Below are 13409 nucleotides of genomic sequence, written 5' to 3' on the forward strand. Positions count from 1 at the left end.
TTGTTCTGTCAGCGGCTGATGTATTCGGTACATGTCTCGGCTTAAAACCGGAATTGACCCACCGTCTGCTGCAAGCGACCGGCCAGCTCGGTCAGCTGTTCGCTGCTCTGGACAAAGGTCAGGGTGGTTTGCCGGGTTTCATCGGTGATGTGCTGAATGGCATTGACGTCCTGATACACCTGCTCGGCCAGACTGGCCTGCTGCTCGGTGACCTGGGTGATGGCGTGATTGCCGTCGGTGATGCTGCGAACCGAATCATTGATGGCGGTCAGCGCTTCGGCGGCACGTTCGGCTTGGGCCTGACTGGCATTGGCGCGCTCGGCGCCGACGGTCATCAACTCGACCGAGCTGCGGGTGGTTTGTTGCAGGGCTTCGACTATGTTGCGAATTTCTTCGGTCGACTCGCCAGCGCGCCGGGCCAGCTTGCGCACTTCGTCGGCAACCACGGCAAAGCCGCGACCGCTTTCGCCGGCACGCGCCGCTTCGATCGCCGCATTCAGCGCCAGCAGGTTGGTCTGTTCGGCGATTTCCCGAATCACGTTCAGCACACTGCCGATGCGGTTGCTGTCTTCCGCCAGTTTGGTGATCAGCACCGATGACTGCTGCACATCGGCGGCCAGTGCCCGAAACGCGGCGGTCAGATCGCGCACCACGCTGCTGCCGGTTTGCGCCAGCTCTTGTGTTTGCCGTGACAGCGACTGCGCCTGCGTGGCTTGTTGCAATACGGTTTGCGCGCCGGTCAACATTTCGCGCACCCGTTGTTCAATCTGGCCGGCACTTTGCTGCTGGGCCTGCATGCCGGTGCGGGTGTGCTGCGCGGCATCGCGCATGCCATCGACGGCACCGCGGACATCGCGGCTGGCCACTTCGACCTGCCGGATCACGGTCAGCAGCGCTTCCTGCATGGCGTTGAATGCGCGGCCCATTTCGCCGACCTCGTCGCGGCTTTCGCTGGCGACCCGAACGCCGAGATCGCGTTGGTGCTGCACTTTCAGCATGGCCTGGAGCAGGGTATCGACATGGCGTTCGACAAACACGATGAGCGCCTGCGAGCCCGCCAGCACTGCCAGCATCAAAAGAAAGACCACACCAGCGTAGGCGGGCGCTTCCGACCAGAACACGGTGCCGAAATCGACCGTCTTGCCGGCCTCAAGCACGGCGGAATGCGTGCGATTGATGGCGAACAGGGTCAACAGCGCCATGCCGACAAAGGCGACGATATTGACCAGCCAGAATTTGTACTTGAGCGGTAAATCACGCATGAGCAGCTTGGGCGGGCAGAAGAAAGGCGGTCTACGAAGCGTAGAAGAAATTGCCCAAGCTGCCAGCGCAAGCGTGTTTCACCGGCGCTGCGGCCAGCTCAGGCCTTTAGCAGCCGCCAGAATGAATCAAGGCGACCATCGGTCGCCTTGATTTGTCGCAATTCGGTTTTCAACTGGACCCGGTCGCGGGTCCGTTCAGCCTTCTGGCTGGCTCCATGGGCGCCGCCCTTACGCAGGATGGGCGCACAGGCGTGGCGGTTGCGTGGTTTCATGGCCTGTCTCGCTTATCAATGATGTCGCCAACACGGTCGACATCGGGGCGCGATTCTGCGACCAGACGTGGCGCCTGGCAAGCCGCAATCCGTAACAGGCTGTGGCTGATTTCATTTGGCCATGGCTTGCCGCCAGCGCTGCCACCAGCCCAGCAAGATGCCGGTGGCGGTCAGGCCGGCCATGATGATCAGCAGCGCGCCGAACAGTGATAACAGCTGGATGGGTTCTCGCCAGAGCAGCCAGCCAAACGCGAAGGCAAACACCACCTGGGTGTAACTCCAGGCACCGATGCGACTCGGTGGCGCCAGCATGAATGCGCGTGTCATCAGCATCTGGCCAAGTGCGGCGGTGATGCCCAACCCGAGCATGGCGAGCCAGTCACTGTGGACAATCGGCCGCCACTGAATGAACGCGGGCACGGCCGTGATGACAGTGCTGATCAGGCTGAAATAAAACACGATCATGTGCGCGGTTTCACTGTCCGACATTCGCCGGATGGTGACCTTGGAGCCGGCCGCCAGCATCGCGCCGAGCAGGCCGAGCAAAAACGCCGGAGAAAAGGTGTCGGCATCCGGCCGGATCACGAGCACGACGCCGGTGATGCCAATCAAGCCGGAAAACAGATAACGTTTCTTGAACTCATCGCCGAGCCAGAAATAGGCAATGACCGGGATCCAGATCGGCGCCGTTTGCGCCAGCAAGGTGACTTCGCCGAGCGGCAACACGCCGAGGCAATAGAAGTACAGATACATCGAGCTGATGCCGGTGGTCGAGCGCAGAAAATGAAAGCGCAACTTGTCGGCCTTGAACACCAGTTTGCCGCGTGCGAGCAGGTAGGGCAGCAGGAACAGCAAGGCAAAAAAATTGCGGAAGAAAACGATCTGCGAATTGCTGTAATGCGGCGCCAGATACTTGACCAGTGCGCCGAGCAGGGTGAAGACCATTTCGGACAGCAGCAGCAGCATGGTGCCCCGGGCGATCAAGGAGGCGCCCGGTTGAGTCACAGGGGACATGATGGAACCGGCAGAACGGCAGAGGCCGTGGCCGAATTATACGTGCTTGCGGCGCGGCTCGCCTGCGTGCCGGCAATGGCAATAAGTCGGTTGCCGGCGCATGGCGGTTTTGACCGGCTCAGTTCGTTCGGGCGATGGGACGGCTCGGGTCGGTGATCCACTCGCTCCATGAACCCGGATACAGCTTGGCGGGCGGCAAGCCGGCCAGCGCCATGGCAAAAATGTTATGGCAGGCGGTGACGCCGGAACCGCAGTAGGCCACGACGTTTTCGCTCGATCCGGTTGCGGATGAACCGGTTCCGGTAACGCCGGCGTCGGCAAAGCGCTGGCGCAAAGCCGTAGCGGGCAGGAAGTGCCCGTCGGCTGTCAGATTGCCGCTGAACGGGAGATTGAGCGCGCCGGGGATATGTCCGGCGACCGGATCAATGGGTTCTTCCTTGCCGGCATAACGGGCCGGACCGCGGGCATCGATAACGATGCGCTTGGTTTCTGTTTGCAAGAGTCCATCGACTTGTAAAAGCTCGTCGGCGGTGACCGTCAGGCCGGCGCGCAAGGCGCCAATGAATGGCGCGCGCTGACGTGCAACCGGACCGCTCTCCAATGGCTGACCGGCCGCGACCCATGCGGGCAAACCACCATCGAGAATCCGGCACTGATCATGGCCAAGCCAGCGCAGCTGCCACCACAGATGGCAGGCATAGGCGCCGCCGGCATCATCGTAAGCCACCACCTGCGTGGTCGGTGAAATGCCGATATCGGCAAAAAAGCTGGCCAGCGCCGCCGGTGTCGGCAACGGGTGACGGCCGGTTTTACCCGCGATAATCGGGCCGGACAGATCGCGCTCCAAATCGGCAAACTGCGCCCCCGGAATATGGCCGTGCAAGTATTGTTCGCGGCCCCAATCCGGAAACTGCAATTTGGCGCGGCAATCGACCAGACAAAGCGTGTCAGGCTGGTGCTTTATTTGGTTGGCAAGTTCAGTGACGGTGATCAGCAGTGGCGACATGGGCAAATGCTAGCGGCAGCGGCAGGGAGGGGTATCATAGCCAATCTGCTGCGATCATGGCGCTGGCCATGATCGCGTTCATCGTGACGAGTTGAGATTGTGGCAAGTCGAGCTCGTGGCAAGTTGACCTTGTGTCAAGTCGAGCTCATGACAAGCCGACATCGTTAAAACATGACAAGGACATCCCCTCGCATGCGCACTGCAGGCGCCCGCTGATGTTGCGCAAACCGTCGGCTGAGCCGTGGCGGCCGGAATTCTGGCGCCTGCATCCCGGCTTTGCCAGTATCGCCGAACCGGCACAGCGGCTCTGCAGCTGGCAGCAATGGCCGGAGCCGGCGAGTTACTACTCGCAATTGTCGGCCGACGGTGCCGTTGAATTCATCAACGCCGAAGTGCTGGCTTATGAAGATCACATTGCCGAAACCGGTCAGGTGCCGACTCGTTATGCCTGCTGGCACGATTTGCTCAATGCCTTGGTCTGGCACTGTTATCCGCAGGCCAAGCTGGCGTTGAATCGCTTGCATCGGGCCGCCAAATTGCACAGCAGCGAAAGCGGTCAGCGCGGTCGTCGGCGAGATGCGGCAACACTGTTCGACGAAAATGGCGCGGTGGTCTGGAGCGACGATCCGAACCTGCTGAAGCTGATCCGGGACATGGATTGGCCGACGCTATTCCTGCAGCATCGCGCGGCGTTTGGTCGCACGCTGCATGTCCGGCTGTTTGGTCACGGTCTGCTGGAAAAATTGCAGACACCTTTTCTCGGTCTGACGGCACATGCGCTGCTGCTGCCGTCAGCAGCGACCGCCGATGGCCTGGATGCGGTGTTGGCAGAGCACATCGACAGCCTTGCGAATCACTGGACACCGGCGACACTGGCGCCGTTGCCCATACTCGGCATTCCCGGTTGGTGGCCGGACAATGAACAGCCGGCGTTTTATCAGAATCGCGATTACTTTCGCCGCGAACGCAGCCGGCAACAAAAAAGCTGAACGTCAACGGCTGACGTGTTGTCGGTGAATGTGTCGCGACAAGCTTTTACGCGGCGATGCGTTTTCAGCACGGTGGCCAGCGCACCGTGACACACAGACCGGTGGGCTGGTTGTCGGTCAACGCAATGCTGGCGCCCATCTGCTTGGCCGCTTCTTGGGCAATGGCAAGGCCAAGTCCGGTGCCGGCGACATCGCTGCCCTGTTCACGAACCACCAGCTCCCGAAAAAAAGGTTCGAAGACCCGTTCCCGATTCGCCTTGGCAATGCCTGGACCGTTGTCGCATACCATCCAGTATCGGCTGCTTGCATCAGTCCGGATGCTGACTGTGACGTCACTACCGACTGGCGAATAGCGCAAGGCATTGTCGAGCAGGTTGCGCAGCATGGCCCGCAGTGGCAATTCCAATCCGGCTACGTTGAACGCGCTTTGCACGTCCAGATGCAGATGTTGATGGCGTTTGTGTGCCAGCACCTGTAGCTCGTCGAACAGTTGCCGGGTAATGCTTTCGATGTTCAGTTCCGCCACATTCGCACTCGCGTTCCCGTTTTCCGGCGCTTGCAGATATTCGAGCTTGCTGAGCAGCAGCAGCTGTTCGACCAGTCGGTTGGTGCGGGCGATGCCGGCTTTTACCTGCAACAAGGCGTGGGTCCGTTCGTCGCCTTCGGCGGCGAGCGCATTGTCGGTATGCACCTGCAGTGCAGCGAGTGGCGTGCGCAATTCGTGTGCGGCATCGGCAATGAACCGCTTCTGTTGTTGAAACGCGGTCGCGAGCCGGGTCATCAGAGCATTGAAGCTGCGGACCAGCGGTTTGATCTCGTCAGGTGCCAGATTCACCGGCAACGGCTCCAGTTGCCCGGGCGAGCGGGAGCCGATGGTTTGAATCAGGATCTGCAACGGCCGAAACGCCTGACGCAGCAACAGCACGATCACCAAGGCAATGACAGGCATCAGCAGCAGTGCCGGCCAGATGGTTTGCATGGCGATTTCTGCTGACAGCTCACCCCGGACATCGTCGCGATGGGCCACTTGTATCCAGCCGCCTGACGCTGTTGCGAGGGTGAATACCCGCCAGCTGTGATTGCCATGCACCTGTTGGCTGTAGCCGGCAAGAGGCTCGGCCAAAGCTTCAGTCGGTGCCGAATTCGAGCGGGCCAACAATTTTTTGTCGACGCTCCAGAGCTGAAACGCAATTTTGTTTTCGTAGGCGTGGCCGGAGGTATCGCGCTCCCAGTCATCGTCTTCGTCGCCGGCTTCCTTTGCTTCTTCGGTGGCTTCACTGATTTCGCCATGCCAGCCTTCGACTGCCAGCAAACCGTTGCGGCCGACCGCCGGCATCAACGCGGCACGTAGCACTTTGGCGTGCTGCGCCAGCTGCGCATCGAAGACTTCTTCCAGTTCATGCCGGCTTTCGAGATAGCCGGCCAAAGCCGACGCGAGAAAAAGCAGCGTGATCAGGCCCAGCAGGGTACTGAGCAGGTAGCGGCGCAGGCTCATTCGCCAAGGTCCCGCTGGGGGGAAGTGGTGCTGTCAATGGTATAGCCAATACCGCGCACGGTTCGAATCAAATCGTTGCCGAGTTTTTTCCGCAGATGGTGGACATGGACTTCGATGGTGTTGCTGCCGACTTCATCTTCCCAACTGTACAGGGTTTGCTCCAGTTGCTCACGGCTCAGGACATTGCCGCGATGCTCGAGCAGGGCATGCAGCAAGGCGAATTCGCGCCGCGGCAACACAATGGGGGTGCCGGCGAGTTCAACCCGATGACTGGCCGGATCCACGGTCAGATCACCATGCTGCAACAGGTTGTCGGCGCGACCGCCGCGCCGGCGCTGCAGCGCTCGCAGCCGTGCCAGCAATTCATCAACACTGAATGGCTTGCCGAGATAATCGTCGGCGCCGGCATCAAGGCCAGCGACCCGATCGTCGAGATCGTCACGGGCAGTCAAAATCAGCACCGGAGTCAGGTCGCCACGTTTGCGGATTTGCCGCAACACATCCATGCCGTCCATTTTCGGCAGACCGAGATCGAGGACCACCAGATCAAAGTGTTCGTTTTGCAGCGCCGGCCCGACCGTGCTGCCGTCGCGAAACCAATCGACGCTGTAGCCGGCGCGGCGCAGCGCGGTGACGATGCCTTCACCGAGCAGACTGTCATCTTCAGCAAGCAATAGGCGCATGGATTCGCTCTTCATTTTTATTCGTGAATCGGGTCATTCGTGATTCGGACCATTCGTGATTCGGATCGCATTGGCCCCGGACGACGATGCCTCGTTTCAGGCAATACCTTGTTTCAGGCAATACCTTGCTTCAGGCAATACCTTGCTTCAGGTAGCGACCGCCTGAGTCGGGTGATGAAACCAGACTGACATCAGCGCTGTGTGCCGGGCCGGCTTTGTTTTCTTGTCATGGCCTTGGCGACAGCGGCGTCACGGACAGTATAGGCGCTCGGGCGCTTGGTCCGGGGTATCAACAGCAATGGCGTGGTGCCCAGCACACGCGCGGCCGGTTATGAAAACGCAGCAAAGGCCGGCGCAGTTTGCGGACAGGACCTTAAGCACGGATTAATGTGCTGCGTGCTGGCTACGGCCCGACCCTTTTTCAGCGCTGGCAGAAGAGCAATTCGACCGGCAGGCCCGGCTCGACAAACAGCAGGGCATGTTGATCAAACTGCGCGCCGAGCTGGCGAGCCTGTTGTCGCGTGATTGTCAGGATGAGGAAGCCCGGCTCCGGTGGCCATGCCGGCATGGTTGGCGTGCTGTAGCCGACGCCGGGGAAATAACGCAGTTTGCGGGCGAGCAGAAGCTGTTCCAGCGCGGCATTGCGGCTGCGGTTGATGGCCGCAGGCAGTTGCCTGGAGCAGGGGTTGCAGGCGCTGATAAACGCGGCGCTTGTGCTGTGCTCGGCGTGGAGCAAGGCATCCATTGCTGGTGAATGTTTGCCAATTTGCAGCACGCAGGCATCGCCCGGCATGGCAATGCGGTAATGGCTGTCGAGATAGGCTTGCAGCAGTTCTGGTGCGAGCATGGTGACAATCGTTGCGAAGGTGAAACGTGGTGCGGTCGTGGCTGACGAAGTTTGCCGTGGATGCACCGGTGTAGGTCGAATAAACCGCTTTGATAACGAAAACGGTTGGGTTCGCCAAAACCCGGTATCGACCGCCTGACCGGGCAAACAGTGTGGCAAGAATTGCCTTTTTTTGACCAAAAACAAAACGGCCACCGGGGAGGTGGCCATCGTTTCACAGAGAAGGATTCTTGCGAAAACTGCCAAGGCGCTGATGCGACTGTGCAGTGAAGAAAAATGGTCGGAGTGACAGGATTCGAACCTACGACCCCCACGTCCCGAACGTGGTGCTCTACCAAGCTGAGCTACACTCCGACTGTCTTCATTCCATTGAAGATCGACAACTTCAAGGTTTTCCGGGAAAAAACCTCAGCTGCGACGGCTTACTGCGTAATCGGCTACCGTCAACAGCGCTTCGCGCCAGGGCGAAGGCCGCATATTCTGCAAAACCTCCTTCGCTTTTGCAACGGCTTTTTGCGCGGCGGCGAAAGTGTGTTCAATTGCACCGGTTTCTTTCAGTGCTTGCTGAATCGCTGCAAGCTGCTCGGTACCACCGTGTTCGATTGCGTCGCGGATCAGTTGCACCTGTGCTGGCGTGCCATGCGCCATGGCGTGCAGAAGTGGCAGCGTCGGTTTGCCTTCGGCCAGATCATCACCGACGTTTTTGCCAAGTTCGCCACTGTCGCCGGCGTAATCCAGCGCGTCGTCAACCAGCTGGAAGGCAATACCCAGTTGCAGGCCATAGGTCGCCAGCGCTTCTTCTTCGTCCTGGCTGGCGCCGGCCAGCACGGCCGCCAAACGGGTGGCGGCTTCGAACAGAATCGCGGTCTTGGCGTGAATGACCTGGTAGTAACGCTCGCTGGTCACGTCCGGGTCGTTGCAGTTCATCAACTGCAGCACTTCACCTTCGGCGATCAGGTTGGTGGTGGTCGACAGGATGTCCATCACCCGCATCAGGCCGACGTCAACCATCATCTGGAAGGCGCGCGAATACAGGTAATCGCCGACCAGCACCGCCGCTTCGTTGCCGAACATGGCGTTGGCGGTCTGGCGGCCGCGGCGCATATCGGAGGCATCGACGACGTCGTCATGGAGCAGGGTGGCGGTATGGATGAACTCGATGACGGCAGCCAGCGTGTGATGGTGCTGGCCTTGATAGCCAATGGCCCGGGCCGCCAGCAGCAGCAGCATGGGCCGTAGCCGTTTGCCACCGCTATTGATGATGTAGTGGCCAATCTGGTTTACGAGTACAACTTCGGATTGCAGCCGGCGCAGAATCAGGGCGTCGGTGGCGGCCATGTCGTCCTTGACCAGCGCGCGTACTTCATTGATATCCATGCGAAGAGCCTTGTCGGCGCGGTCGGGTAAAAAGGTGGCGTCATGCTAGTGACCGGCGCGTCGACCTGCAAGCAGGGCTGGTTTCAGTCCGCCGCATCGCTGGAATTGAGGCTTTTCTGGCTGCAAAAGCGCCAATTGACTTGCGGGCAGGGTGGCCTTGCGGCTAGAATTCGCGCCCCTCGCGGGCTCCAAGTGCGACGACCATCCGGTCCAAGCCGCCTGACCGAGTCTCCCAGATACAAAAAGACTGGAGTTAGTCATGTACGCAGTAATCATCAGCGGTGGTAAGCAACACCGCGTGCAAGAAGGCGAAGTGCTTCGCCTGGAACTGCTCGAAGGCGCCACTGGCACCAAAATCGAGTTTGACCAAGTGCTGATGGTCGCCAAAGACGGCGATCTGAAAATCGGCCAGCCGCTGGTTGCCGGCGCTAAGGTCACCGCGGAAATCCTGGATCACGGTCGTCACGACAAAGTGCGCATCCTGAAATTCCGTCGCCGCAAGCACCACATGAAGCGTCAGGGCCACCGTCAGTGGTTCACTGAAGTCAAAATCACGGGCATCAAGGCTTAAGTTGCAGGAGTAGAACCAAATGGCACATAAGAAGGGTGTATCCAGTTCCCGCAACGGTCGTGAGTCCCATTCCAAGCGTCTGGGTGTGAAGGTGTTCGGCGGCCAGGAAGTCGTTGCCGGTAACATCATCATTCGTCAACGCGGTACCGAATTCCACGCCGGCGAAAACGTCGGTATGGGCCGTGACCACACGTTGTTCGCGCTGACCAACGGCAAGGTTGCCTTCGTTGAGAAAGGCAAGCCGACTCGTCGTTACGTCACCGTGCTGTCGGCCTGAGACGGCCTGCAGCAGTGAACAAGGCCCCGCAATGCGGGGCTTTGTTTTTGTTGAAAGATTGACAAGTGAAAGTACGGGCGCTGACTCAGCGAGCTGGTTCCAGTACTAGAATTCGAGCGCGGCGCCGGTAGCGCCACCAAATGGGTTAAGGGAACGAGTCATGAAGTTTGTCGATGAGGTCACCATCACCGTTAAAGCCGGCGACGGTGGCAACGGTGTTGCCTCGTTCCGCAAGGAAAAGTTTGTTCGCTGGGGCGGCCCGGACGGCGGTGACGGTGGCGACGGCGGCAACGTCTGGCTGGAGGCGACCGACTCGGTCAACACCCTGGTCGACTACCGTTATGTCCGCCGCTATGACGCCATCCGTGGCGAAAACGGCGGCTCGCGGGATTGCACCGGCCACAAGGGCGAAGACGTGACCCTGCGGGTGCCGGTCGGTACCCGGGTCATGGATGACACCACCGGCGAGCTGATTGGCGACCTGACCAAACCCGGTCAGCGGCTGCTGGTCGCCAAGGGCGGCTGGCATGGCCTCGGCAACACCCGCTTCAAGTCTTCCATTAACCGCGCTCCGCGTCAGACCACCAAAGGAAAACCCGGCGAACTCAGAGAGTTACGCATGGAAATTCAGGTGTTGGCTGATGTTGGCTTGCTCGGTTTGCCAAACGCCGGCAAGTCCACGCTGATCCGCGCCGTCTCGGCCGCCAAGCCGAAAGTCGCCGACTATCCGTTCACCACCTTGATCCCGAATCTGGGCGTCGTCCGGGTCCGAGGCGAGAAGAGCTTTGTCGTCGCCGACATCCCAGGCGTCATTGAAGGCGCGGCCGAAGGTGCCGGCCTCGGCATCAAGTTCCTCAAGCATTTGAGCCGCTGCCGCATCTTGCTGCATCTGGTTGATATCGCGCCGCTGGATGAGTCGGATCCGGTCTATCACGCCAACGCCATCGTTCAGGAGCTCGGCAAGTTCAGCCCGCAACTGGCGGAAAAGCCGCGCTGGTTGGTGCTGAACAAACTGGATCTGCTGCCGACGCCGGAAGAGGCCGAGGCCCGCTGCCAGGACATCATCGACCGACTGGGGTGGACCGGGCCGGTGTTCAAGATTGCCGGCATCAACAAAACCGGTACCGAAGAGCTGTGCTTCAAGATCATGGATTACCTCGACAGCCTGCCGAAAGAAGCGCCGTCGGCTGCCATTGCCGCCGAAGAGATTCCCTGGGAGCTCAAGCAGCGACCGGAGCCGACCCCGGACGAGATCGAGGAATGGGATGACCCGGAATGGGCTGACGCCGAGTGGGCCGACGAGGCTGATCTGGACGAAGGCGACGCAGATGATTTCGACGACGAGGACGACGAACCCGAGCAGAAGGCCTGACTCACTGGCCTGTCCGGGGACATTCAGCTGCTGGCGGAAGGCGGGCAGCTGAACGTTCGCGGGCCTGAGTCAGCCGGTCGTTCAGAGAAAGCGCCTGCAGCGCCCAGGTTCAGCTGATAAAAGCCCAGCCAATAAAAAACTCAGCAAATAAAAAACCCGGCAGCGCCGGGTTTTTTATTGCAGGTCCGCTAGCGGACCCAGCCAGACCGATTAGGCCATGGCCTTGATATGACCAGCCAGACGGCTCTTGTGACGAGCGGCCTTGTTGGCGTGGATCAGACCCTTGCCAGCAGCGCTGTCGATGATCGGCTGAGCACTGGTGAAAGCGGCTTGGGCAGCAACTTTGTCACCGGCTTCAATCGCCTTGATCACTTTCTTGATGTACGTGCGCAGCATGGAACGCTGGGCAGTGTTGCGCTGACGGGCGTTCTCGGCCTGGCGTGCGCGCTTTTTGGCAGACTTGATGTTGGCCAAGGTCCTGACTCCTGAAAACTCGGTAAAGCGACCGGAAAATCGGTTCCACTCGTGGAAGGGCGCGAAATATGCCCAAAAACCGAGCCCAAGTCAAATACTACAAAGGCTTAGCAGCGATATTTCCCTGCAATTCCCCGGTCATGCCCGTAGCCGCTGACCGGGCCGGGCGCTAACATGCGCGCCTTTGTCGCAAGGAAGGCATATCGATGGCTGGCCATCTGCTCCGATCCGGTTCCATCGTCAGCGCCATGACGCTGATTTCGCGTGTGCTGGGTCTGGCTCGGGAAGTCGTGGTCGCCAATCTGATGGGCGCCGGCATGGCGGCCGATTTGTTCTTTGTCGCTCAGAAAATCCCCAACTTCCTGCGCCGCTTGTTCGCCGAAGGGGCGTTCTCGCAAGCCTTTATTCCGGTGCTGTCGGAATACGAAACAAAACGCTCGCGGGCAGATGTGCTGATGCTGCTCAACAAGGTCTCCGGCACGCTCGGGTTGATCCTGCTGGCGTTGACTGTGGTCGTGGTTGTGGCCGCGCCGGCGGTGATGACGGTCTATGCACCGGGCTTTCGCAACGAGCCGGGCAAGTTTGAGCTGGCCACCACGCTGCTGCGGATTACCTTTCCTTATCTGTTGTTCATTTCGCTGACCGCGTTTGCCGGCTCGGTGCTGAACAGCATCGGCAAATTTGCCGTGCCGGCGATCACGCCGGTCTTCCTCAGCATTTGCCAAATCATTGCCGCGCTGGCGGTAGCGCCGGGCCTTGAAGCCCAGTCGATGGCACTGGCCTGGTCGATCTTCGTCGCCGGTCTGGTCCAGCTGGCGTTCAACCTGCCGTTCCTGTGGAAAGAGGGCTTGTTGCCACGGCCGCAATGGGGCTGGAAAGACGAGGGTGTGCAGCGCATTTTGAAGCTGATGGTACCGGCGATGTTTGCGGTGTCGGTCACCCAGACCAGCCTGCTGCTCGACGTCGTGTTCGTCAGCTTCCTGCAGGAAAAGAGCGTGTCCTGGCTGTATTACGCCGATCGCCTGCTGGAGTTTCCGCTCGGCATTTTTGGTATCGCCATAGCGACCGTGGTGTTGCCGAGCCTGTCGCGCCAGCACGCCGCCGAAGATGCCGCCGACTTCAACAAGACCATGGATTGGGGGCTGCGTCTGCTGGTCTTCATTGGCCTGCCGGCAACGCTGGGCCTCATCCTGCTGTCGGATGGTCTGGTCACCACCATTTATCAGCGCGGCGCTTTTACGCCGGCAGATGTCTACCAGGTCCGCTGGGCGCTGATTGCCTATTCCATCGGTTTGCTGAGCTTCATGTCGGTCAAGGTCTTGGCGACCGGCTTCTTTGCCCGGCAGAACTCCCGGACGCCGGTGCGCATTGCCATCATCTCTGTGGTGTTCAACATGATCTGCAATGCCATCCTGATCTGGCCATTTGAATTCGTTGGTCTGGCGCTCGCCACCACCGTATCCAGCAGTCTCAATGCCTTTCTTTTGTACCGCGGTCTGCGCCGCTCCGGCGGCTATCAACCGCAGCCGGGCTGGGCGCGCTGGTGGCTGAAGGTCTTGCTGGCCTGCGCCGTCATGTCGGCGCTGCTGCTGGCGCTGCATCCCGGTACCGAGCGCTGGCTGGCCAGTGGCAGCTTGGCGCGAATCGGTTGGCTGGTGATGCTGGTCACCGTGGGCGGTGCCGGTTATTTGTTGACCTTGCTGGGCCTCGGGGTTCGCTTGCGGCATCTGAAGGGCCACGCCTGAGTCGCCGGCTATCTCTGACAACCCG

14 protein-coding genes and 1 tRNA gene are annotated in these 13409 nt (G+C 60.1%); 5 read left to right on the top strand and 10 right to left on the bottom strand.

The genetic code is table 11. The features are described from left to right. Window positions 1–41: 41 nt before the first annotated feature. From HPT27_RS11615 to HPT27_RS11630, 4 genes are all read right to left on the bottom strand, one after another. Window positions 42–1262 (bottom strand): methyl-accepting chemotaxis protein, encoded by a 1221-nt coding sequence (locus tag HPT27_RS11615; RefSeq protein ID WP_172243365.1) that lies wholly within the window; start codon window positions 1260–1262, stop codon window positions 42–44. 98 nt (window positions 1263–1360) lie between these two features. Continuing rightward, window positions 1361–1534, bottom strand: coding sequence for a hypothetical protein (locus HPT27_RS11620; RefSeq protein WP_172243368.1), 174 nt, complete (start codon window positions 1532–1534; stop codon window positions 1361–1363). A 111-nt stretch (window positions 1535–1645) separates the two neighbouring features. Next, the gene (locus HPT27_RS11625; protein ID WP_172243371.1) at window positions 1646–2548 is read right to left on the bottom strand and encodes a DMT family transporter; all 903 of its coding nucleotides are present in this window, start codon (window positions 2546–2548) and stop codon (window positions 1646–1648) included. Window positions 2549–2666: 118 nt separating this feature from the next. Next, window positions 2667–3554: a sulfurtransferase gene (locus HPT27_RS11630; RefSeq protein ID WP_172243374.1), complete on the bottom strand. Its 888-nt coding sequence runs from the start codon at window positions 3552–3554 to the stop codon at window positions 2667–2669. A 215-nt stretch (window positions 3555–3769) separates the two neighbouring features. On the opposite strand from HPT27_RS11630, the gene HPT27_RS11635 reads away from it, so the two are divergent. Further along, complete coding sequence (locus HPT27_RS11635; RefSeq protein WP_172243377.1) at window positions 3770–4543, top strand: DUF3025 domain-containing protein; 774 nt, start codon at window positions 3770–3772, stop codon at window positions 4541–4543. 64 nt (window positions 4544–4607) lie between these two features. Here the strand turns inward: HPT27_RS11635 and HPT27_RS11640 are convergent, their stop codons facing one another. The 5 genes from HPT27_RS11640 to ispB form a co-directional block, all read right to left on the bottom strand. Next, entirely contained in the window at window positions 4608–6038 is a 1431-nt protein-coding gene (locus HPT27_RS11640) for an ATP-binding protein (protein WP_172243380.1), read from the bottom strand. Beyond that, window positions 6035–6721: a response regulator gene (locus HPT27_RS11645; protein WP_172243383.1), complete on the bottom strand. Its 687-nt coding sequence runs from the start codon at window positions 6719–6721 to the stop codon at window positions 6035–6037. The genes HPT27_RS11640 and HPT27_RS11645 overlap by 4 nt, the downstream gene beginning before the upstream one ends. A 421-nt stretch (window positions 6722–7142) precedes the next feature. Then, window positions 7143–7568, bottom strand: coding sequence for a DUF3293 domain-containing protein (locus HPT27_RS11650; RefSeq protein ID WP_172243386.1), 426 nt, complete (start codon window positions 7566–7568; stop codon window positions 7143–7145). A gap of 277 nt (window positions 7569–7845) precedes the next feature. Next, window positions 7846–7922: transfer RNA gene (locus HPT27_RS11655), tRNA-Pro, on the bottom strand. 54 nt (window positions 7923–7976) lie between these two features. Next, window positions 7977–8945 carry an octaprenyl diphosphate synthase gene (ispB, locus tag HPT27_RS11660; protein ID WP_172243389.1) on the bottom strand — a complete coding sequence of 323 codons (969 nt, stop codon included), beginning with the start codon at window positions 8943–8945 and terminating at the stop codon, window positions 7977–7979. A gap of 259 nt (window positions 8946–9204) precedes the next feature. Between ispB and rplU the strand changes: the two genes are divergently transcribed. The 3 genes from rplU (at window position 9205) to cgtA (ending at window position 11165) form a co-directional block, all read left to right on the top strand. Continuing rightward, window positions 9205–9516, top strand: coding sequence for a 50S ribosomal protein L21 (gene rplU / locus HPT27_RS11665; protein WP_172243392.1), 312 nt, complete (start codon window positions 9205–9207; stop codon window positions 9514–9516). Between the two features lie 19 nt (window positions 9517–9535). Continuing rightward, on the top strand, window positions 9536–9793 hold the full coding sequence (gene rpmA, locus HPT27_RS11670; protein WP_172243395.1) for a 50S ribosomal protein L27: 258 nt from the start codon (window positions 9536–9538) through the stop codon (window positions 9791–9793). A 160-nt stretch (window positions 9794–9953) separates the two neighbouring features. After that, window positions 9954–11165: an Obg family GTPase CgtA gene (cgtA, locus tag HPT27_RS11675; RefSeq protein WP_172243398.1), complete on the top strand. Its 1212-nt coding sequence runs from the start codon at window positions 9954–9956 to the stop codon at window positions 11163–11165. Between the two features lie 210 nt (window positions 11166–11375). Here the strand turns inward: cgtA and rpsT are convergent, their stop codons facing one another. Then, on the bottom strand, window positions 11376–11639 hold the full coding sequence (gene rpsT, locus HPT27_RS11680; protein ID WP_172243401.1) for a 30S ribosomal protein S20: 264 nt from the start codon (window positions 11637–11639) through the stop codon (window positions 11376–11378). Window positions 11640–11845: 206 nt separating this feature from the next. On the opposite strand from rpsT, the gene murJ reads away from it, so the two are divergent. Then, window positions 11846–13384 (top strand): murein biosynthesis integral membrane protein MurJ, encoded by a 1539-nt coding sequence (gene murJ / locus HPT27_RS11685; RefSeq protein WP_172243404.1) that lies wholly within the window; start codon window positions 11846–11848, stop codon window positions 13382–13384. Window positions 13385–13409: the final 25 nt, after the last annotated feature.

Origin of the sequence: Permianibacter fluminis (assembly GCF_013179735.1) — a bacterium.
Taxonomy (GTDB): domain Bacteria; phylum Pseudomonadota; class Gammaproteobacteria; order Enterobacterales; family Permianibacteraceae; genus Permianibacter; species Permianibacter fluminis.